The following is a 21,784-nucleotide window of genomic DNA, read 5'->3' as shown; positions in this document are numbered from 1 at the left end:
CTTGTGCCCTGTGGGTATCCCGGCGAGCATGACGGACTTTTTTGGTTTAGCTGAAGCATCTTGCTATCAGGTCAGTACTTGATCGAAACACTGACAAATCCGGCTCGGCCGGGTCCCGGCGCCACCCGGCCCTCGAAATAGCCGTAGGGCTGAAAATAATCCTCATCGCTGAGATTCTTGACGGTGGCCGCCCATTTGAAACGCCCGGTTTCGTAAGCTAACGCCGCGTCGAAGCTTTGGTAGCCGGCGGTTTTGAAGCGGTTGTCGTCGGACAAATACGCCCCGGCACGGGCATAAACGCCGAAACCCAAGCTAAAGCCTTGCAGCGCATCCTGCTGAAAACGGTAATGCGCCCAGAGCCGCCCGGCATCCTCCGGGACTTGGGCTAAGCGAGTGCCGGCAGCCACCCCGGCTTCGTCGTCCATGAACCGGGCGTCGGTATGCGCATAGTTCGCCAGCACGCTGAAGCCCTCGACCGGTTGCCAGAGCAAATCCATTTCAACACCACGCGAGCGTTGCTGGCCGGCGGCGACCGAACGCCGCTGAAAATCGCTGCTGTCGGTAACCGCGACCTGGCTGCGCTCGATTTGATACAGCGCCAATTGGCCGCTGAATTGGTTCGCAAAATTGAATTTCAGGCCGGTTTCCAGATGGTTGGATAATTCCGGTGCCGGCGTATCGACAAAATTCACAAAGGGTTGACCGCGCATGCCTTCGCTGTAGGAAACAAACCAGGAAACCTCGTCGTTCAGATCAATCACGCCACCGAGTCGCGGCAGCCATTTCAGCGTATCGGTTTTAGCGTGTACCCCGGTTTGCGCATTATTAAAATCGATGCCAACCTTGCCCAGCCTGACACCGGACAGCCAATGCAAACGCCGGTACAGCGTGCTTTGCCACTGGAGGTAAGCGCCGTAAGTGATGTTTTCGATGAACTGATTTTCCAGGCCCGGCCCCGGCACAGCATAAGGGGTATCAAATATCGGCGCCCGCAGATCGACCGTACCGACACCCAAACCCAAGGGGCCAAAATCGCCCTCGATAAAGCCTGCATCGCGCAAGCGACTGTAATCCGCGCCCAGCAACAGATTGTTTTCGCTGGGACCCAGCTTGAAATTACCCTGCAAATTGCCCAGCACGCTGCGCTCTTGCTGTTGTTGAAACAATTCGGCATTGACCAATGCCCAACTCGATGCCGGTAGCAAGGGCCGGTCCGCGACGAGGCCATCGCTGCCGAACAGGGTCTGAATTTTCTCGTCGAATTCCGAGTGCGCATAGCGCGCCTTCAGGTTTAAGCGCCAGCTCCGATTGATGCTCCTTTCCAACGAGGCCCACACCGCATCGGCATTCGAATGGCTATCGGGCAGATTGGCCGGCCCCAAGAACAGGTCGGGCCGGGTAGCAAAATCGCCGGCAATGCTGCCGGTGGCGGGTAAGCCCTGATACTCCGGTTGCTGCCAGCGCGACACTTTGGCTTGGAACGTCAAACGGGTTTTATCGTTATCGGTCAGCGTCAGAGCCGGATTGATGTTGAAACGCTGAGTTTCGATCATGTCGATGTTGTGTCTGGCGTTGGTATATTCACCCGTCATGCGCAACAAAATATTGGCGTTTAGCGGTTGATTGACATCGAAAAACGGCTGATAAAAGCTGTGACTGCCGATTCTAAAACCCGCTTCGCCGAAGGCTTTGGCCTGCGGCAATTTGGAAAGCAGATTCACCACCCCGCCCACCGGGGAGCCCGAGCCGCCGCTGTAGAGCAAGGCGTTAGACCCCTTCAGCACCTCGATTCTCTCGATATTAATAGTGCTTTCCCGGTCGCCGGGGTTGTAGTACTGGGTAAAGCCGTCCATCAGTTGTTCGGAACGAAAACCGCGAATCAATGTACCCTCGATAACCGGACTGTAGAGCTCATTGCGCGCCACTATGCCGCTGACATTGACTAAGGATTCGCTGACGTTGATCGTTTGCTGGTCGTCTAACAAAGGGCGTTTAAGCGCATGCACCGACTGCGGGATTTGCTTGATTGGCGTGTCCGTTCCGGTAGCGCTGGCAATATGCCTGACGGCATAGGTCCGCGCCTCGTCAAGCATCGGCTCGGTGAGGATTTCCGCACCGGCCTCCCTTGTTTTCAAGCCCACGACAGTCATGGCATCCAGGGTAACGGGCGGCAGGTTAGATGACTCCGTTGCCGTCAGGCTGCGTTCCAAAGTCACCGTATCGGCATCGATAAAACGGTAGGTAAAGCCGCTGTCATGCAACAAGTGTGTTAATGCCTGCTCCGCCGACATATCACCGCGCAGCTCGGGACTTGCGAGCTCACGCAACATGTCCGCTGAAAAAATCAATTCCAACTCTGCTTGCGCGGCAAATTGAATCAACGCGTTATTTAAGGACTGGCCGCTGATGTTGAAGTGGCGGATAACTTCCGCGGCAACCGCCTGGCTGCTGCTCAATTGTCCGCCGGCCGCCACCAGCCCAATCAACACCCAGGTATCGACGCCGACACGGTTGCCGTTCAGCGCATAGCAAAGATATACGGCTGGCCGATGCCATACGCCGACTGCAAGCTGGTAGCGAAAATCGTTAATCCGTGCTTTCAAGATCCGTCCTGTCCAAAAAAAAATGTTTCTCAACATAGAAGTCGTTTCAGCACAAAAATCGATCACAAAAATTTAACTATTTTCGAAATTAGGGAGTCGAAGCGGACGGTTTGAGCTTATGCGCTCGAGCTTTCGACTCCAAATTAGAGCGGCATCGTCGTTCCCGTCTGTGCGGGAGCGACGATGTTCAAGGGCTGGGTTGACGAAATATGCACGAAGGGTTTCCGCGCCAAAAACTCAGCGACGCAATAACACCCACCAGGGACCGATACGGGTTTCTTGCAAACCCAGCGCTATGCGCACCGAGGACAGCGCCTCATCGGGCGTATCCAGAGAAAACACTCCCGTCACCCGCAGATTTTTAAGTGCGGCATCGGCGAGAAATATCCGCCCGAAGCGATAGCGCTCCAACTCGCTTATCAATTCGGCTAAAGGTCTATCATTGATCACCAGCCGATGTTGCTGCCAAGCGGACTGTTCCGCACCCACGGCCCGCGGATGCGGTAACGGCAGTTCGGGGTTGTAGCGCAAACCTTGGCCTTGTGCGACGGTAACGTCTTTCTCTCGACCGGCGACGCTGACCGCTACGGCATGCTCCTGGACAGTCACCTCGGTATGATCCTCTGCGGTTTTATACACTTCAAACACGGTACCCAAAGCGCGTACCGTCAAGTCGTCGGCCACCACTTCGAAAGGCCGCCGGCTATCCTTTGCCACCGTAAACTGCACCTGACCGTGATGCAACACAATACGCCTCGCCTCACTGCTGAACGCCACGGAAACAGCGCTATTGGTGTTCATCAATAACCGGCTGCCGTCGCTGAGTTGAATCTCGCGAATTTCACCGGTTTGCGTGCGGTAGTCGCTTAAATAATCGCTGAGTAAGCGCGCTTGTTGCGGCATGATCAGACCAATCGCCAGCAGCCACATCGCAGCAAAGGCAAGCCCGGCAGTAAACCAGGGCCGGCGCGATTGGGGTTTGGCTGACTTGATTTTAGCGGCGCGGAATGTCACCGGGGCGATTTGCCGAGACGCTGGTTGTTGGGCCTCGGCCTGTCTGGACTGGTTGCCGGCCAGCACCATATCTCTGAACAAATTCTCCGCCTCGGTAAACGCTTCGGCATGCAAGGGGTCGCGGCTCAGCCAATCGGCGAACGCTTCGAGTTCCGCATCGCTCAAACTGTCGTCGCGCAGACAAGCCAGCCAGGCGATGGCCTGGTCTTGCAGACTTGTGTAAGCGGATTTGTCGGACGGCGCAGGCATGCGATCTCCAATTAAGCAAGGGTATTATTGATAAAGACGTGCGAGGCACGAAAGCGATCATACCAAGAAGGGCAAGCGGCAGGCGTTAACGGCATCGGTGTGAAGCGGGTTGCGGAAAAATAATGCGGGCGTTTTGTTCAATCAGCCAGTTGCCGCGCGCAATGCGCCATGGCTTTAGCCAACAACTTGTTGACCTGGGACTTGGAAATCCCCAAGCGTTCGGCAATTTGCGTATAGGTCAGGCCATCGACCCCATGCAGCAAAAACACGCCACGACAGACGTGCGGCAACTCGTCCAGCGCATGTTGCAATGCGGCCAAACGTTGTTGACTGATCAACACCTGCTCCGGTGGCGCGGTGTTGCCGGGAATGGATTCAGCTAGCGCATCAAAATCTTCGTCAGCGCCGTAACGGTCCCTGACCATGGTTTTACGCTGATGATCGATGGTCAGATTGATCGCGATCCGAAACGCCATGGCGCGAGCATTATCCGGCGGCGTTTTCTCGGCGATTTGCCGTAAGCCCAGATAGGTGTCATGGGTTAATTCGGCGGCAATGTCCGGGCATTTCAAGCGCCCGGTTAAAAAACGCAATAGCTCATCGGCCAAGGACTCGGTCCAGAACGCGGAAATATCGGTCAATGGCTGTGCACTCATGCGTATCGGTAATATCCAAAGCTTTATTCAAAAACAGCGGCTGGCTGATACCCCACCACAATGTCGCAGCGCGGCCTTGCGTCAGAGCGTTTGCAATAATTGAACCAACGACGGATGCTGCCGGCAGGCCCCACCCTACATGCAGACTGGCTTTGAACCTTGCTTGCTTGCAATCCGGGAATGCGGCAAATAACCCGCGAAATGGCCGGCAGATAACATAGTTTTATCCAGAATCGCCGTCCGCCTCGCCGACTTTGATTTTTAGCGCGCGCCAAGCCTGTATAATCCCCGCAAACCCACGTATTTATTCACTCAGCTTAACCATCCCCTGTCATGCGCCCCACCAATCTGCTGTTCAGCCTAATTTTCATCGTTATCGTTCACGGTGCCATCGCCTGGAGCCTGAATCGCCCCCAGGACGCCGGTGTCGATGTGCCTTCGGGCAAATTGCGCAGCTTGTCGTTTGCGCCTTATCGGGAAGGTTTTAGTCCGATAGAAGAAAAATTTCCGTTGCCGGAGCATATCGACGCCGACCTGGGCTTGATTGCGGATAAAACCCATACCATCCGCACCTACTCGATACTCGGCGGCATGCAACCAACTCCGGAGTTTGCGCGCAAACACGGCGTGGAGATGATTCAAGGCGGCTGGCTGGGCGACGGCCATGCCAGCAATAAAAAGGAAATCGCCGCGCTGATCGAAGCGGTGAACGCCAATCCGGATGTGGTGAAACGGGTGCTGGTCGGCAACGAAGTCCTGCTGCGCAAAGACATGGATGTAGACACGCTGATCGGCTATATCCGCCAGGTCAAACAGGCGGTGAAACAGCCGGTATCGTATGCCGATGTCTGGTCGATTTATCTGAAATACCCGCAACTGATGCACGAAGTGGATTTCATCACCGTACACATTCTGCCCTACTGGGAAGACGAGCCGGTGGCTATTGAAGATGCCGCAGGCCATGTCGAGAAAATCGTCCAGCAGATCGAAGACAAAGCACATAGCATGGGCCTGAACAAACCGATTCTGATCGGCGAGTCCGGCTGGCCCGCCGCCGGCCGCCAACGCGGCCGAGCCATTCCCAGCGTGGTTAACGAAACCCGCTTCATACGCAGCCTGATCGAAGTCGTGAACCGGCACGGCTTGGACTACAACATCGTCGAAGCCTTTAACCAGCCCTGGAAAAGTCATAACGAAGGCGTAGTCGGCGCTAATTGGGGCTTGCTGACTATCGACCGCGAGCCCGTGTTTCCATTGACCGGCCCGGTTTACGAAAACCCGGACTGGTTGCTGCATTTTGCCTGGGCAACTGGCTTGTGGCTGTTACTGGTTGCAGTCTACTTCAAAAAATTATCCGAATTGTCGCTGCCGCGCCTATTGGTGTTTTTAGCCTTGGCCCAAGTGTTTAGCGTTTGCCTGGTGACGCTGGCCGACTTTCTGTGGTTTACCAGCTATAGCATCTGGCAACAGGCTTACACCATTTTGCTAATAGTAGCCAACACCCTATTAAGCGGCTTGTTGCTGCAACGCGGTTATGCGCTTTTAGCCAACCAAGCCGCGCTGCCGGCCCTGGCAAACCGTTTGAGAAGCGCCTATCTGTTCTTCGTGGTGCTGGCGCTTTTTAAAACCTATAGCCTGGCATTCAACGGCCGTTATCTAAGTTTCCCGGTCGAACAATTCGCGATTCCGGCCTTTGGCATCTGCGGATTGATGGTCTGCCTGTACCTCGCCCAGCACCGGCTACACTGGCAGATGCTGCGCTTCGACAGCCTGTCCGGCGGTGATTCACAAACGCCCCGCGACCGCTTATTGGCGTATTTTTTAAGTTTCGGCACTGTCGCCGTGGTGATAGGCGAGACGCACGAGTTTATGGCTGCCTACGACTTTATCCAAGCGCATCCGGGCTTTAGCGAAGGTTTACCGATAGCCCTGGGTTACACGTTTTACAATCAGCAACTCATGGCTTGGTTGCTGTGTATACTGGTGCTGTCGATCCCGTTCTGGCCCCTCCGCTCAGGCAAAGCCAAGATTTAGCACGTACGATCAATGTTGCTCAAGCGGCTGGCTCCGGCAACGCGCCTATCGGCGCGTGCCCCAAGGCTAATTTTTCGGTAATCAACACAAGGACACCCCATATGTGGCTGCGCACTAGTTGCGAAATAACCTTCGATGTCAGCATCGAGACTCCGTTCATTTTGATGCTGCGACCGCGCAACGGCGCCAATCAATGGGTAGCCCGCGAGTCGTATACATTGAATCCGACGGTGCCGGTATTCGAATATACCGACTACTACGGCAATCTCTGTCAACGCCTGATCGCGCCACCCGGCGAGTTTGCCGTGCGCACCAGCGCCGATATTCATACTAACGAGCATATCGACGTCTGCCCCGGCGCACCGTTTACGGAAGTGCAAAGTCTGCCGGATTCGGTACTGACCTATCTGATCCCGACCCGCTATTGCGAATCCGACCGGTTTATCGATCTAGCCCAGGAAATCGTCGCCGATGCCTTACCGGGTTACGACCAAGTCGCGACGCTGCACCGCTGGCTGCGCGACAATATCCGTTTCAATCCGGACTCGCCGCATTTCCAGCTGTCGGCAGTCGAAACCAATATGGCCGGCGAAGGCGTCTGCCGCGAACTTGCCCATTTGGGCATCGCTCTGTGCCGGGCCTTATGCATTCCGGCACGGATGGTGGTGGGTTATCTATACGGCTTGCAGCCGATGGATTTTCACGCCTGGTTCGAGGCTTATGTGGGCGGTCGATGGTATACCTTCGACCCGACCCAAGCCGAACCGTGCGGCGGTAGGGTCATCGTCGCTTACGGCCACGACGCGGCGGACGTAGCGATTTTTACTCAATTCGGACCGGCGCTTTATCCCATGCATATGGCCGCCAATGTCGAACGCCTGCCTGGCCCGCCGGATTAGCGCGCGCCCGGCGGTGCCATCACACATCGAGCAAAGGTGCGGATTCCCGGTATAATGGCCATTCCGCTGTAATCAACGCTTTATTTATGAGTAATCTTGTTCTGGTCGCCTGCGCCTTGTTGCTGGTATTTCTAAACGGCTTCTTTGTTGCGGTCGAGTTCAGTCTGGTCAAACTAAGGCAGACCAGAATCAAGACCATCGAACAAACCGAAGGCTGGCGCGGCCGGATTCTCGCCAAAGTACACAAAAAACTCGATGCCTATCTATCAGCCTGCCAACTCGGCATTACCCTAGCCTCGCTGGGGCTGGGCTGGATCGGCGAACCGGCTTTCGCTGATCTGTTAATACCGCTATTTGCCAAGGCCGAAATCACCTCCCCGGAAATCATCCATAACGTCTCGTTTGCGTTTGCGTTTTGCACGATCTCCTTTCTGCATATCGTCGTTGGTGAGCAAGCGCCTAAATCGCTGGCTATCCGCAATCCGGAAGGCATAGGCCTGTGGAGCGCCGGACCGCTTTACGCGCTGTACTGGTTGATGTATCCGGCCATCTGGTTGTTGAACGGCAGCGCCAACCTGGTGTTACGCATCGCCGGACTTAGCGATGGTCACAACCTCGACAGTCATTATTCCAACGAGGAATTGAAACTGATTCTGCGCTCCAGCCGGGCCGGCGAGAACCTGACCAGCGACGAATGCAACGTGCTGGCCAAGGCCCTGGATTTCGGCAAGTTGGAAGTCTCCGATTTAATGCGGCCGATTCACGAAATTACCGCGCTGTACCAGGGCCAATCTCAACAACAAATGCTGGAAACGGTTTATAGCAGCTGCTTCAGCCGCTACCCGTATTTCGACAGTAACGGTATCGATGTGCTGGGCATTATCCATTTAAAAGATTTGTTCCTGGCGCAACAACACGGCCAGCAAATCGACGATTTGGAACCTTATTTACGCCCGATTCAACATATCTCCGCGCATATGCCGGCCCTGGAATTATTCCGACGCTTTACTCAGGGCTCACCGCATTTTGCCGTCATCGGCCAGAAAGGCCACAAGCCGCACGGCTTTATCACGCTGGACAATTTGCTATCGGCCATGGTCGGCGAAATCCGCGACGAATTTCGAAAAACAGAAAGCGACTGGACCCGTCAAGACGACGGCAGCTTGCTCGGTAAAGGCAGCTTGCCGATTTTCTCGCTGGAACGGATTTTGGGTATCGATGTGGAAAACGAAGAACTGGATCTGGACGATGTCGATTCCGTGGGCGGCATGATCCTGGCGCAATTGCGCGACATCCCCGAAGCCGGCGAGCGCATCGCCTTTAACGACTTTGAAATCGTCGTGAAGGAAATGAACGGCCCACGTATCGAGTGGGTGCAGGTTTATCCTAAGCAATAATGTGGAAAGCTCACAGTGTAGCTAGCGACTCAGCCACTCCTTGTTAGCCGCGATTAGCGAAGCGTAATCGCGGGAATGGTCAGTTGTAGTTGGATTGCTGCGTCCTTGAATTCTCCCCTCTAAACTAATCAAAACTGAAAACTTGGTGAAACAATCCTAGACGGCGTTTTCCGTAAGATTCAAGCCTGTATTGCTACCTCTCAATTTGATTCTAATAGGAGCTTAGCCGTTGCTCTCACAGCCCATCCACCACGATACTCCGTTCCCGTTTTTTTATGTCAATTCCGCATTTTCTGCGGAGCAATGTACTGCGCTTGAAGATTTATTTTTGCTAGACGGAGACTGGCAGCATCGGGATGGGGCGTTTTATCGCTGCTCTCTCAAGGACGTTACTGAGAACATTCCCGCCGCTTTTCAAGCAGGAGTACTCGCTAGAATGCGCGAGATTACCGGATTACCTCTCACGAATCGCGTGTTAGTGACGGCGCAACGTATGCTGCCTGGACAAGTGATTGGCATACACAGCGACCGGCCGCTAGTCGGTTATGAGATTGCCCGACTGGTTGTGCAACTGAATAGGCAATGGCAACCCGAGCATGGCGGGGTGCTGGAATTATTCTCCTCGCCGGAGAGTGAAGCGGTTTTTAGCGTTAATCCTGAGTACAACAAAGCCTTCGGTTTTCTGCTGCACGGCGATTCATACCATGCCGTAACGGCGGCTATTCAGCCGCGACAAACCGTGGTCTTCAATTTCTGGCACGCGGCCAATACACCCGAGCTTGCCGAACACGTGCAAAGTTTGTTTGCCGACATGCATTTTTCGGAGCTGCCGGCAGCACTTAACCCTTTGGCCTCGGCTGCGGAATCGAGTCTGCCCGAGGAGACGACATTTCATGCCGGTTTGGCTGCGCTTGCGCTCCATCGCTGGGGCTATGATGAGACTACTGTTATCGCGGGCTACCGGCACAGCGCCGGTCTTTCTGTCTGTGACACCAACGCTGCCGAGACCTTTTCAGCCGTACGGCTGGCGGATTGGGTTGCGTGTTTGTATCGGGATTCGTTTGACCTGGCCCGTTGGCAAATCTTGCAAGACGAGCTTGAAGGAATGGAAATATTTACACGCCTGAAGCCTACATGGCAGCATTGTCTGCCGGAATAGAGATGGCCTGACAATGGAAAGTCTGCCACCCATTCCGGTAACGGATTGTCGCAATCGACCATTAGCCGACAGGCAAATATTATCCCTTAAAACGGCGCGGCGGCTGCGCAAAGCTCATAGGCCATCGGTGGTTTTCCTATTTTTTGAAACCGCGATAGATTTTAGTTCGGAAAGAATTGACTTCGTCACCACGATACGAAATTACACATTCCATATGATTATTTGTAATGTTACAACTCAAGGCGAATACCTACCTCAATTACGCGTTCGACCGGAATTTTGAAATATTCGATAGCGCTGGATGCGTTGTGGAGCAAGAATCTAAATAGCGCCCTGCGCCATTTCGGCATGGGGCTTCTCCGGCGAAACGATATTCTCTCGTTACCGATGAAAAACGATGCAGCTTTTTGATCAATTACCAGTCCCTCATGGCTGCATAGCTGGAGTGCGCGACGCACGTCCTGTTCTTCCTGAAAGCCGAAATACATCTTCACCCTATAAAAATTGCCCTCGTCACCGAAAGCGCGAATTTTGATACGGTGAGACTCATCGACGTACGGCTCGTCTTTGGTGACTATCGTCAGCACAATCATTTGCTCATGCAGCGCATGATTGTGTGCCAAATTGTGTAGCAGCACTTGCGGTACGCCGTGTAGATTTTTGGCTAAATAAATTGCGGTACCGGGCACTTTGGCTAGCTTCTGGCCCTGAACTTTGTCTTCCAGTTCTTCAAACATCACCCGTTTTTCATCCATGTTTCTGGCCAGTAACTCGCGACCTTTAATCCAGGTGGTCATGATCAGGAACAATACGACACCCACGGTCAAAGGCAACCAACCGCCCTCGGGTATTTTCAGCGTGTTGGCCAAGAAATATAAAATATCCAGGGTCAAAAAAATTGACAGAAAGTTGATACTGGTGACTTTATTCCACCGCCACAATTCCGAAATGACGATAAACGCCAGTATCGTGGTAGTAATCATCGTGCCCGTTACCGCCAAGCCATAGGCAGAAGCCAATGCGGTGGATGATTTAAAACCGGCTACCAGAATAAATACCGATGCCATCAACAACCAGTTCACGGCTGGAATATAGATTTGGCCCATTTCGTCACCCGAGGTATGCAGAATATTCATGCGTGGCGAATAGCCCAACTGGATAGCCTGTCTAGTCAACGAAAACGCCCCGGAAATAACGGCTTGCGAGGCAATCACCGTAGCCAATGTCGACAGAATTAACAAAGGGTAAAGAGCCCAGTTTGGCGCGAGCAGATAGAACGGGTTTTCAATCGCGTCAGGATGGCCCATCAACAGCGCCCCTTGTCCGAAGTAATTGAGTAGCAGGGCAGGAAACACAAAACTAAACCAGGCATACCGAATCGGCTTTAAACCAAAATGGCCCATGTCGGCATACAGCGCTTCGGCACCGGTAATGGCCAACACCACCGAGCCCATGATTAAAAATCCTTTCCAACCCAATTCACCTAATAGACTAATCGCGTAATAAGGATTGATAGCCTGTAATACTTCAGGTTGCTGGACAATATTGACTAGGCCCATGATCGCTAAGACCGCAAACCAAACACACATGATAGGCGCAAACAATTTGCCGACCGCCTCGGTGCCCCTGGCTTGAATCAAAAACAAGCCCCCCAATACCGCAAAGGTTATCGGCAACACGTAATGTTCCAGCTTTGGCGCGATGATTTGCAGCCCTTCCACCGCGCTCAACACCGATATAGCCGGTGTGATAATGCTGTCGCCATAAAACAGCACCGCGCCAATCAAGCCGGTAGTGACGATGAAACGGGTTTTTTGCGGATTGTCCTTGGCAGTTTGAAGGGCCAAAGCCAGCAAAGCCATGATACCGCCTTCGCCCTTGTTGTCGGCGCGCATGATGAAAATCGCGTATTTGGTGGTGACGACTAGCGTCAGTGACCAAAAGATCAGCGAAAGCGCGCCAAGAATATGGGTGGTATCCGTCGTTAATCCGGCATGAAAGACTTCCTTAACGGCGTATAGGGGGCTGGTGCCTATATCGCCAAAGACGACACCTATCGCGCTCAGCGTTAATCCGGTTAATGGTTGAGATTTATTGTCGGCAGACATTACAAAAAACCTGTGTAGATCAGGAGAAAATCAAGCAGACCGTTTTTGGATCTGAATCAAATGAAAGGCTCGAAACAATTGGTTTAGCAAACCCGAGTCTTACCAGGAAAAGCGCGCGACTATACGCAATTTCATCTAAAAAAATTGTAAAAATTTGCCCTGTAAACTCGGAAATTTTCGATTCTGACGCTCAAATTGCTAGTTTTGAATCAGTATTTGGCTGCGGTTACGCCAACGGTTTCACCAATATCGGGAAAACAGCGCCTAATCCTTTAGTAATAAACTCCACGGCTATCGACAAAATGATCAATCCAAAAACCCGTGTAATTACATTCATGCCGGTTCTGCCCAGCAAATGGGCTATTTTCTCGGCCATTAACAAGCATGTCAGAACGATCAAGGCTATGGTGGCGATGACGCAAACGGCCAAGACGTCATAATTCCAGGACGGATTTAGGTTATGGTTGACGATCACGGTACTCATTGCGCCGGGCCCACTGAGCAAGGGAATGGCCATTGGCACGACCGCGATAGACTCTTTATCGACAGACTCGGCCCGTTCCTCCGGCGTGTTTCTGGATCGATCATGCGACGCTTTGACCATGGAAACGCCCATTAACATGATGACTATGCCACCGGCAATTTGAAACGACGGAATGCTGATCCCAAAAAATGCCAGCCAACTATTGCCGGCAGTGTGTGCAAATAGCAGTACCGCGCCAACCGACAAAGCACAAACGCAGGCGATACGTCGCCTCTCCTCAGAGCTGCGGTGATCGGTCAAGCTGATGAAAAGCGGGATAGCGCCGATAGGGTCCACTACCGACAAGAGTCCCGCAAGCAATTTGATGTATTCATCTACTTCCACAATCATGGTTCTTTCACGGTAGCTTTTGGCCTTTTATCAGGATGTCATCGATGGGAATATGTGGGGCAGTGAGTTTTGCAGTCATGATCTGAAGTTCGTGCAACAGTGCCGCCATCTTCTCATTGCTAATGCCGGACAAAGGTAAGCGGCATCCACCCACATTAAGACCCAAATGATTCATGATGGCTTTAATGGGTGCGGGATTCGACCCTGACTTTAACAATGCCCGGCAAAAACCATGACTGGCTTGCGCAATAAATTTCGATTGATTTAGTTCCCGGCGCTCGAAACTGGCGACCAGTTCGTTCATCACGCTAGGCATCACGTTGGCCGCCACGGAAATGACGCCCACGCCACCCACCGCAAGAATCGGCAAAGTCAGCGAGTCGTCGCCGGAAAACACCGAGAAAGGCCGGTCAAGTTGATAAGACCGGTAGACAATTTCGGTGATTTGATCGAGATTACCATTAGAAGCTTTTAATCCGATAATAGACGGGCATTTTTCGCAAAGCGCCATGATCAGCTCGACGCCCAACTCGACACCGGTTCGGCTGGGAATATCGTAAAGAATGATGGGAAGACCCACTTTATCCAGTTCTTGATAATGCGCCAGTATCCCCTCCGGGCTAGGCCGGTTGTAATACGGCGTGACAACCAGGCAAGCATCTGCACCTAACTTGGCGGCTTGCTCGGTCCGTCGCACGGCTTCTCGGGTACTGTTCGAACCGGTGCCCGGAATGATTTTGAGAGAGGTAGACCGGGCGGCTTCGATTGTTGTCGACACCACAGTTTCCCACTCGTCGTCCGACAAAGTCGGCGACTCGCCGGTCGTGCCGCAAGGAACGATGGCCACCGTGCCACTGATGGCGTGGAACTCGATTAATTCGACAAGTTTTTCCCGGTTGACGGATTGGTCGTTATCGCCATGAAAAGGGGTAACCAGGGCTACAACGGAGCCGTTCAATAGTTGCATAGTGTTTTTATCCTCGATTGAGGTGTTACGAGACTTTCAGTCGATAACCGACACCGGACTCAGTCAGTAACAATTTTGGCTGGGTGGGGTCTGCTTCCAGTTTCTGGCGGAGTTGACTCATGTAGATGCGCAGATAATGGGCGTTCTCCTCGAAAGAAGGCCCCCAGACGTCCTTAAGGATTTGCTGATGGGTCAGGACTTTGCCGGCATTTTTAACCAAGACCGTTAGCAAGCGGTATTGAATCGGGGTGAGGTGAATTTCTTGGTCATCGACACTGACCACGCGATTGAGTAGGTCCACTTTCAGATTGCCGGTGCTGAACACATCAGACTGACTTTGTTCCTGCGGCCTGCTCGCATGCCGCAGCGCCACGCGTATCCTGGCTAACAATTCGCCAAAACCGAACGGTTTGGTCAAATAATCGTCGGCCCCGACATCCAAGGCGTCGATCTTCTGCTGTTCGCTGCTCCGCGCCGACAATATGATGATGGGCACGGCTGACCAGGCGCGAATAGCTTTGATCACCTCGACACCATCCATATCCGGCAACCCCAGATCGAGTATCAGTAAGTCGGGCTTGCGCACACCAACCTCGACGATACCTCGTTTGCCGGTATCGGCATCAAATACGTTAAAGCCGTGAGTACTGAGACTGGTGCGCAGAAAACGCCGAATGGAGGGATCGTCCTCTATGACAATAATGACAGGATCGGTTTTAGCCATAACAAAACATCCTTAGCGTGGGCATTATTCTTCCGGCTCCACTGTAGGTGGTGTTTGATCCAGCGGCAAGGTAAAAATAAATACCGCTCCGCCGTCGGCGCGGTTACGCGCCACAATCCGGCCACCATGCACCTCTATGATAGCTCGACAGATTGCCAAGCCCAGACCTACGCCACTTTGCGCGGTCTCATGCCGGGTTTGGTAAAATTTTTCGAACAGCCTTTCTTCCTGGCCCTTGGGGATACCGGGGCCGTGATCGGCAACCGCTATTTCCACCGAAGCGTCGTTAATCTCGGCAACAATCTCCAGGCCGCTGCCTGGCGGTGTATAACGCACAGCGTTTTCCAACAGATTGATCAGCACCTGTTCGATCATCACCGCATCGGCCAGAATCATCGGTATACCTTCCGGCAATTTGACTTTCACGGGCCTGCCCAGCAGTTGCGTGTGCAACAGCGTCAACACCGTGCCGATGATTTCCTCGAGCGGATACCACTGCTTGTTCAATTCCAGCACACCGGCTTCCAACCTGGCCATGTCCAGAATATTGTTGACCAGATTCGACATGCGTTCCGCTTCGTCGACAATGCCTCGGCTCAGATCCAATTTATCTTGCGGTTGTAATTGGCCCTTGTCTTCCACCAGCGCACTGGCGGAGCCGATAATCGTTGCCAACGGGGTGCGCAAATCATGGGAAATCGCGCTAAGCAGGGAGTTACGCAAGCGTTCGGCTTCCATTTGCAATTGGGTGGAACGGGCCTGTTCCGAAAAGCGTATCCGGGCCACCGCCTGGCCGATCTGGCGCAAAAAAGTTTCCAGTAGTTTCTGTTGCTCAGGTAGAAAAACCCGACGCAAATTGACCGGCAACAGCGCCAACACCCCTAACACTTTGTCTTCGTTATGAATTGGAAAATAAACCGCATCGGCGCCAGGCAAGGTGTTGGTACCATGCCCGGCAATTTCTTTGTGGTCGAATACCCATTGGGCAACACTCAGATCGGCGCCTCTTAATGACACGGCAATACCCGGCTTCCTGGGAAAAACCACCCGGCCATGACTATTGGGAAACAAGATCACATTCGGACTGCTGAATTCCGAGTACAGATGTTTGACGGCGATACGCACGGCCTCGTCTTCCGACTGGATGCTGCTCAACTCTTTACTCATCGAGTACAGCGCCGCCGCCCGTCTTTCCCGATGCGCCGCTACTTTGGCCTGCGAACGAACGTTAATCATCAGGTTGCTGATGACGATACCGACCACTAGCATGGCCAGCAAAGTAATCAGGTACTGACTGTCGGACACGGAAAAACTGTAATAAGGCTGCACGAACAGAAAATCGAAACTACCGACGCCCAATAACGATGCCAGAATAGACGGTCCGCGCCCGAAACGCGTGGCCACAAACACCACGCCCAGTAAATACACCATCACCAGATTGGCCAACTCAACATGACCGAGCAGCAAACGGCCGAGAGCCGTGCTCAATAGGGTGACCGCGACAGCCCAGAAATAACCGCCGTAGCGTTTTTTGGTTTTGGTCGGTATGCGTTGCTTTAACCCCGGCAAAGGGGTCTTTCTTAATAAGGATAACTCGGACTGTAATTCCGTGGTGCGCCCCCGGATTTGAGGGCTACCCAATAGATAAATATTGATGTTGTGAGCATGTGCAATTAACACATCGACGACCGAACCCATTAGCCAGCGCCGCCAGCCCCGCCGACTCGGCTTGCCGATCACAATTTTATTGATGTTGCGCTCGCGGGAGAAACGGATCAGCGCCTCGCTCATCTCCGGTGCGCTGAGGGTAACGGTTTCGGCGCCGAGTTGTTCGGCCAAGCGTAAAATCCGCAAGATGCCGTCGCGCTTCACCGCCGGCATGCGTTGTAATTGCGGTGTTTCAACATACGCCACAATCCATTCGGCACGCAGGCTAGTCGCCAAACGCTTACCGGCCCTCACTAATCGCTCGGCCAAATCATTGGGGCCGATGCAAACCAAAATGCGTTCGCTGACCTGCCATACTTCGCGTATCGCATTGTCTTCGCGATAATCCAGCATCTGCGCGTCAACGCGATTGGCAGTTTGCCGCAAAGACAACTCCCGCAAGGCAATCAGATTACCTTTACGAAAGAAGTGATTGACCGCTTCCTGCGCTTGTTGCGGCAGATACACCTTGCCTTCTTTCAGGCGCAGCAACAATTCGTCCGGCGGCAAATCCACCAGTTCCACTTCGTCTGCTTCTTCAAATACGGTATCGGGCACGGTTTCCCAAACCCGTATGCCGGAAATCTGACCGATGTCGTCATTCAGGCTTTCCAGATGCTGCACATTGAGCGCTGTGTAGACATCAATACCAGCCTCTAGTAGTTCGTGTATATCCTGCCAACGTTTCGGGTGCCGGCAACCCGGCGCATTGGAGTGCGCCAACTCGTCAACCAAAATGATGGCTGGCCGGCGCTTTAGCGCGGCATCGATGTCGAATTCCTGCAGAACGGTGCCTTTGTAATCGATCTTCCGGGGCGGCAGAATTTCCAGTCCATCCAGCAAGGCTTTGGTTTCCTTCCGGCCATGGGTTTCCACGACACCAATAACCACGTCTAGGTTCTCGGAACGTCGCTCTCGAGCCGCCAATAACATCGCGAAGGTTTTGCCAACGCCGGCAGCAGCGCCGAAGAAAATCTTCAACCGGCCGCGTTTAGCTTTGGCCTGATCCCGCTCGACGCGGGCCAGGAGTTGGTCGGGATCGGGTCGTTCTGCATTCATCGTCGCCTTCCGGTGTTAGCTGCAAGTTGGATGTCGGTATAAAAAAGAGCTATCGCTGGTGGACATTTAGCTCACGTATTTCTGATGGCGCAGCAGGAGTTCTGTTGTGTTCGAACCGCGTCATACCGACTCTTCAATTGCTTCGCCGATGGTCCGGCTAGCCGTTTTGGTATGGCCGGCATTGTTCAGCAATAACTTTTGCAAGACTTCCATGCGCAGTTGCAATTGGGCCAATTCGTCGAGAATCAGCTCATGGCTACCTTGTAAACGGTTGCTCTCCGCTTCGCGTCCCAACGGAAGGCTACCCAAGATATCCTTATTTCTGCCGATTAAAGTCACCGAGACCAGTGCGGTGAACAACGAAAATAACACCATACCCAATAAAATCAATCCCGCCGCCAATACACGACCGAGAAACGATACCGGCACCACATCACCATAGCCGACATGAGTCATTGTTACCCAAGCCGACCAAATGCCATCCAGCGGCGAATGTATATTGACGTCGATCAAAAATAGCAGCATGCCGACCGTCAAGGTCGCAGCCAACGCCAGCAGCATCAGGTAACCCAGATGTTTGGATTTGAACAGATCAGCGCGTAGGTGATTAGCCCAATGTAGCGCTTGATAAAAGTCGCTTATTCCACTCATGATTTTTCTCTCGATATACGGACAGTGATTCTTTAAGTAACGCCATGATCAAATCATGCGTTCGGCGCAGCAGGCCAGCAGATAAGCGCGACGCGAATTCGCCTGAAACACGGGCGCTGTCGATTCTGTTGGCAACCAATCCAGGTGCAGTCTTAAACCGGCATTGGACATCAACACCACTTCGACGCCAGCGATACCGCTGATATATTTCACCACTTCGAAAGCATGCGGATTCGTCGGGTTCAAACAGATTTTCGGCCTGTCGCAACGTTCGTTAATGAAGCGCACCAAGGCTTCGAGTTCGGCGGGAGTATGCCCGTACGGTCTGGAAAAAATGCTTTTCCCCTCGCACCACAAAACCACTATCCACTCGTTTTTATCCGTGTTGTCGATACCAACGTAACTTCGCTCGTTCATGGGTTACCCCTGGAGTTGAAAACGTCTACAGTTTATGAAAAAGCTCGTAAAAAGGTCGTTAATATTCAAAGCATAAACATAAAGAAAATATAAAAATTCGCGGGATGAATGCTGAATTCAATGATCTCGGGAATAACGGCGGGAGGGTTTTGGAAACTACGGGCTAATTGGCTCAGTGCTACCAGCAATAATCAACGGCCCTCGAAACAGCGCATGCATCAGCTGAGTGACCCTCAATGTAATCGCCTCTTTATGCAAACATGTTGGAGGGATATTCCAGTTAAAACGCCCCCTAAGTTATGTTGAATGCAACGGGAAAAGTTATCCGAAATAGCGTGGGGAAGATTGCATGGGGGATAAACAAAATGTTATTGATTGGCTCCCATCGACCCAAACCCGTCTATCGAGTTTCTCCAAAGCGGTCATTCAGTGAAATACAGATTCTTCGAACTGCTGGACCATAAAGCAGACGTTAGTGGCCTCAACCTATCGGCCACTTGGCGGCATTCAATATTTAAACTGTATGGCTGCGAGATCACGGCTAGCTGCCATTCAGTGACAAAGCTCAACTGTGGCGTCGTATCCTTACTTAGCCAGCTAACGCTTTCTTTCCAAGGTGTGATGACCAACTCATCTACATATTTGGATCCCATTGATCTACAGCTATTGCTGTACATTCAGCGACGAGCAGATCGAGTACTGACTCGATCTTACTAACGTCATACACACCTTCGGCCAAAGTTACAGAAGTTTGTTTCAAGAACTCCTTGCTATAGGACTCCTTGTATTCGAGCGCCCCCTGATAGGTGTCTAAGCTTTTTTTGTAGTTGGTCCAGAGCACTTTGGCTGGTGGGTGGTCGCCGACCTTGAGGTCGAGATAGCACTCAATTGCCGCCGCGCGCCGGTTTATATCCGAGTCGCGGAGTCCCTCGGGTCCTTGCGCCGGAAATTGGCGGAATTCCTCGAGTTCGGGCAACATGATCCCACGCATGTTCGCTGGCATAGTGAGCGTAGACAGACGCTGATGGGCATCGAGCCCCTCAGCGTCATTGTCAAATACGAAAATCAGCTGGTTCTGGACGTCTATCTTAGCGAGCCCTTCAGCGAACTTAACTAGGCTGCCTGTACCCGAAAATGGATGGCTTTCGCTAACGTCGATGAAGCGAAAGAAATCCGCGATCCCAGGCCGCAGCAGCGCGAGCGCATGTTTTAAGATATGGACGTCCGAGCTGCCTTCGGTAGCGATCAGGAATGTCTCGGTTCGCCGGGCGTGAGGCACGAACTCCCTCTCTGTCGCCCACCCAGCCTCCACCAACGGCCCATATTGCCAAACAACAGGAGCGTCCTCGTTCGCCTCCGCCAAGACGCGCAGGACCGAATACGGGTGAAGGATGCCTACCAACCCGCCGAAAAAGCTTCGCTCCGAATATGCGTCGTTGTCATAAGAACGGTAGGCGGGAATTCGCTCAAACTGCATTCCATCAAATCGGCCTCGGATCATCTTTTCGCTTGCGCTGTCCGTACCCATGATAAAGGTGTCGTCGAGACTATCGAGCGGGTGTGAGGTAACAAATTTGCAAAACTCCGCAAAGCTCATCAGGTCAGGAATGGGCTCATCATCTTGAAAAGACGGCCTCTCCTCTAGCCAGCCTTTCGCGACGGCATCATATTCTCGGCGGACGCGTTCCAGATTGAAGCCTAGCAGTTCGAGGCGCGGAGCTACATGCTTAAGCGGACGCATGAAAGCCATCTCGGAAAGAGTTGGGTCTTCACCATTCTCTCGATACCAATCGTAGTTGAGCTGGTTACTTTCTATCGCTTTTCGATCTTTTTCCTGAAAAATAGAGCCATGATCAATTCCACGATGGTTCTTGCTGTACGTGACCGATACCCCGGCCACATCGAGCGTGATCTCTGTACCCACGTTTCCCCTTTATCGTAAATAGAAAGCCGGAGCTGCGCCGCCTATACTCCGGTGGATGGCGGCTGAAATAATGGCCGGTAATAGTCTTATCGCCGCCATTCAATCAACACCGACAAGTCTAATGTTTAGCCGTAGCCTGGGCAAACCTAAGTGAAATCCAGTCTATGGGCTAAACGAACGGCTTACCGAAAAAACCTTTTCTTGCAGCCAAGTCACCAATCCGGCTTTTACGGCCATTTCGGCCAATTTGTTCACGCTTAAAAACTTAATATGGTTCGGAATATTGGAGACGGATTCCAGATCCTTGGCTGGCGAATGCACCGCAAAATAAATATATCGATAGTCTTGGTCGGAAAAGCTTTCTTCTAGTTTCTTTAAGTCCGCCAATCCTGCTTGTGATTTGATCTGTACAACGTAACGGTCACCTGTAATGGGCTCTACAAGAGCAATGTCATAGGCTTTCTCATGTTGGCCCAAAATACTCACTCGCAACCAACCAGCGTTTCGAAAAATCAAATCAACGAATGTTTCAAAATCCTTCCAATGCAATTCTTTGATGGCAAAGATCAAACTGTTCTCCAACGCTAACCGGTGTAAACGAATTGATTCAGCCAAGTTGCCCGGCGTATTGTTCAGAAGGTTACGCAAAAGCGGAATTTGTTCATCCTTTACAGCACAGGTTGTCCACCTGTATCCTTGCAGCATTGCCAATCGACCAGGTAAACCATTGGTGAAAAGAGTTGCTCCGCTCGCATTCTTATCACTCCAGCCTTGGACTTTTCGGAACTTCGAAGTATCGTCCTTTTCCACTGGTGAAGACTGTTCGACTCGGGTCCACCAAAGCTTGTTTTGGGAAAACGTGATCCAAATATCCGTCTCGTCGGATTCAACAATGCGGCGCAATCCGTTTAGCGCGCGAGTGGCCCCGCCTTGCGGCCCTTTATGTGCAGAACGAAGCTGATTTTCTATCCTTTCCCAGCTTCTGGAATTGATGTCATCAACTGTCTGTTCTTCCCAACCGAATCTGAGTTTGTTGTCGGGCAAACTTTTGGCTTCCCAATCACCGCCTTGACCTAGCTTGATATAAAACGCATTTTTAAAATCAATGGATGTCATACTTCTCGCAAGTAATAGACTGGTGTAATTGTAAGGTTTAGGCCTTGTAGTTAAGCATTAATAATAGCTGATTAATGTCCGGTATTCATTCATCGTCGCCATTAACGGTCGAAGCGTAGTGGTCAGCTATGGTCCGGATGAGGTAGTGATAATCTCAATTTGCTCGCCGAATAGCGGACAGTCAACTGGGTCTTAGAATGACCTAACTATTTAAATTGGATGCTGC

General features: G+C 52.4%; 16 protein-coding genes. 4 read left to right on the top strand and 12 right to left on the bottom strand.

Annotation, left to right across the window (positions count from 1 at the left end; all coding sequences use genetic code 11):
* Positions 1 to 71 precede the first annotated feature (71 nt).
* The 3 genes from METH11B_RS0118795 to METH11B_RS0118785 all read right to left on the bottom strand — a co-directional run bounded on the left by METH11B_RS0118795 (position 72) and on the right by METH11B_RS0118785 (position 4,522).
* Complete coding sequence (locus tag METH11B_RS0118795; RefSeq protein WP_231499638.1) at positions 72 to 2,603, bottom strand: TonB-dependent siderophore receptor; 2,532 nt, start codon at positions 2,601 to 2,603, stop codon at positions 72 to 74.
* Between the two features lie 237 nt (positions 2,604 to 2,840).
* On the bottom strand, positions 2,841 to 3,866 hold the full coding sequence (locus METH11B_RS0118790; RefSeq protein WP_026603338.1) for a FecR family protein: 1,026 nt from the start codon (positions 3,864 to 3,866) through the stop codon (positions 2,841 to 2,843).
* 137 nt (positions 3,867 to 4,003) lie between these two features.
* On the bottom strand, positions 4,004 to 4,522 hold the full coding sequence (locus tag METH11B_RS0118785; RefSeq protein WP_026603337.1) for a sigma-70 family RNA polymerase sigma factor: 519 nt from the start codon (positions 4,520 to 4,522) through the stop codon (positions 4,004 to 4,006).
* A gap of 333 nt (positions 4,523 to 4,855) precedes the next feature.
* Here METH11B_RS0118785 and METH11B_RS0118780 point away from each other — a divergent pair, with 333 nt between their 5' ends.
* From METH11B_RS0118780 to METH11B_RS0118765, 4 genes are all read left to right on the top strand, one after another.
* Positions 4,856 to 6,556 (top strand): glycoside hydrolase family 17 protein, encoded by a 1,701-nt coding sequence (locus METH11B_RS0118780; RefSeq protein WP_026603336.1) that lies wholly within the window; start codon positions 4,856 to 4,858, stop codon positions 6,554 to 6,556.
* A gap of 101 nt (positions 6,557 to 6,657) precedes the next feature.
* Positions 6,658 to 7,455 (top strand): transglutaminase domain-containing protein, encoded by a 798-nt coding sequence (locus tag METH11B_RS0118775; protein WP_020483318.1) that lies wholly within the window; start codon positions 6,658 to 6,660, stop codon positions 7,453 to 7,455.
* An 86-nt stretch (positions 7,456 to 7,541) separates the two neighbouring features.
* Entirely contained in the window at positions 7,542 to 8,852 is a 1,311-nt protein-coding gene (locus METH11B_RS0118770; RefSeq protein WP_026603335.1) for a hemolysin family protein, read from the top strand.
* A 229-nt stretch (positions 8,853 to 9,081) separates the two neighbouring features.
* Positions 9,082 to 10,011, top strand: a complete 930-nt coding sequence (locus METH11B_RS0118765) for a 2OG-Fe(II) oxygenase family protein (RefSeq protein ID WP_231499637.1) — start codon at positions 9,082 to 9,084, stop codon at positions 10,009 to 10,011.
* A gap of 230 nt (positions 10,012 to 10,241) precedes the next feature.
* On the opposite strand, the gene METH11B_RS0118760 is transcribed toward METH11B_RS0118765, so the two are convergent.
* The 9 genes from METH11B_RS0118760 to METH11B_RS0118720 form a co-directional block, all read right to left on the bottom strand.
* Complete coding sequence (locus METH11B_RS0118760; protein WP_026603333.1) at positions 10,242 to 12,119, bottom strand: potassium transporter Kup; 1,878 nt, start codon at positions 12,117 to 12,119, stop codon at positions 10,242 to 10,244.
* Between the two features lie 226 nt (positions 12,120 to 12,345).
* Entirely contained in the window at positions 12,346 to 12,993 is a 648-nt protein-coding gene (locus METH11B_RS0118755) for a MarC family protein (protein WP_020483322.1), read from the bottom strand.
* A 7-nt stretch (positions 12,994 to 13,000) separates the two neighbouring features.
* Complete coding sequence (gene dapA / locus METH11B_RS0118750) at positions 13,001 to 13,960, bottom strand: 4-hydroxy-tetrahydrodipicolinate synthase (protein ID WP_026603332.1); 960 nt, start codon at positions 13,958 to 13,960, stop codon at positions 13,001 to 13,003.
* A gap of 25 nt (positions 13,961 to 13,985) precedes the next feature.
* Positions 13,986 to 14,684, bottom strand: a complete 699-nt coding sequence (locus tag METH11B_RS0118745; RefSeq protein ID WP_020483324.1) for a response regulator — start codon at positions 14,682 to 14,684, stop codon at positions 13,986 to 13,988.
* A 24-nt stretch (positions 14,685 to 14,708) separates the two neighbouring features.
* On the bottom strand, positions 14,709 to 17,450 hold the full coding sequence (locus METH11B_RS0118740; protein WP_026603331.1) for a sensor histidine kinase: 2,742 nt from the start codon (positions 17,448 to 17,450) through the stop codon (positions 14,709 to 14,711).
* A gap of 120 nt (positions 17,451 to 17,570) precedes the next feature.
* A complete protein-coding gene (locus METH11B_RS0118735) occupies positions 17,571 to 18,101 on the bottom strand; it encodes a potassium channel family protein (protein WP_026603330.1) in 531 nt (176 codons plus the stop codon).
* Between the two features lie 48 nt (positions 18,102 to 18,149).
* Positions 18,150 to 18,518: a hypothetical protein gene (locus METH11B_RS0118730; RefSeq protein ID WP_026603329.1), complete on the bottom strand. Its 369-nt coding sequence runs from the start codon at positions 18,516 to 18,518 to the stop codon at positions 18,150 to 18,152.
* 634 nt (positions 18,519 to 19,152) lie between these two features.
* Positions 19,153 to 20,442 carry a HEPN/Toprim-associated domain-containing protein gene (locus tag METH11B_RS0118725; protein ID WP_026603328.1) on the bottom strand — a complete coding sequence of 430 codons (1,290 nt, stop codon included), beginning with the start codon at positions 20,440 to 20,442 and terminating at the stop codon, positions 19,153 to 19,155.
* Between the two features lie 162 nt (positions 20,443 to 20,604).
* Positions 20,605 to 21,558 carry a restriction endonuclease gene (locus tag METH11B_RS0118720; RefSeq protein WP_026603327.1) on the bottom strand — a complete coding sequence of 318 codons (954 nt, stop codon included), beginning with the start codon at positions 21,556 to 21,558 and terminating at the stop codon, positions 20,605 to 20,607.
* Positions 21,559 to 21,784 lie beyond the last annotated feature (226 nt).

Origin of the sequence: Methylomonas sp. 11b (assembly GCF_000515215.1) — a bacterium.
Lineage (GTDB): Bacteria > Pseudomonadota > Gammaproteobacteria > Methylococcales > Methylomonadaceae > Methylomonas.
This window is presented reverse-complemented; position numbering and strand designations above follow the sequence as displayed.

Bases quoted from the DNA above. Each gene is read 5' to 3' on its own strand.
- METH11B_RS0118790 (WP_026603338.1), bottom strand. From the start codon at position 3,866: ATGCCTGCGCCGTCCGACAAATCCGCTTACACAAGTCTGCAAGACCAG.
- METH11B_RS0118785 (WP_026603337.1), bottom strand. From the start codon at position 4,522: ATGAGTGCACAGCCATTGACCGATATTTCCGCGTTCTGGACCGAGTCC.
- METH11B_RS0118780 (WP_026603336.1), top strand. From the start codon at position 4,856: ATGCGCCCCACCAATCTGCTGTTCAGCCTAATTTTCATCGTTATCGTT.
- METH11B_RS0118775 (WP_020483318.1), top strand. From the start codon at position 6,658: ATGTGGCTGCGCACTAGTTGCGAAATAACCTTCGATGTCAGCATCGAG.
- METH11B_RS0118770 (WP_026603335.1), top strand. From the start codon at position 7,542: ATGAGTAATCTTGTTCTGGTCGCCTGCGCCTTGTTGCTGGTATTTCTA.
- METH11B_RS0118760 (WP_026603333.1), bottom strand. From the start codon at position 12,119: ATGTCTGCCGACAATAAATCTCAACCATTAACCGGATTAACGCTGAGC.
- METH11B_RS0118755 (WP_020483322.1), bottom strand. From the start codon at position 12,993: ATGATTGTGGAAGTAGATGAATACATCAAATTGCTTGCGGGACTCTTG.
- dapA (WP_026603332.1), bottom strand. From the start codon at position 13,960: ATGCAACTATTGAACGGCTCCGTTGTAGCCCTGGTTACCCCTTTTCAT.
- METH11B_RS0118745 (WP_020483324.1), bottom strand. From the start codon at position 14,684: ATGGCTAAAACCGATCCTGTCATTATTGTCATAGAGGACGATCCCTCC.
- METH11B_RS0118740 (WP_026603331.1), bottom strand. From the start codon at position 17,450: ATGAATGCAGAACGACCCGATCCCGACCAACTCCTGGCCCGCGTCGAG.
- METH11B_RS0118735 (WP_026603330.1), bottom strand. From the start codon at position 18,101: ATGAGTGGAATAAGCGACTTTTATCAAGCGCTACATTGGGCTAATCAC.
- METH11B_RS0118730 (WP_026603329.1), bottom strand. From the start codon at position 18,518: ATGAACGAGCGAAGTTACGTTGGTATCGACAACACGGATAAAAACGAG.
- METH11B_RS0118720 (WP_026603327.1), bottom strand. From the start codon at position 21,558: ATGACATCCATTGATTTTAAAAATGCGTTTTATATCAAGCTAGGTCAA.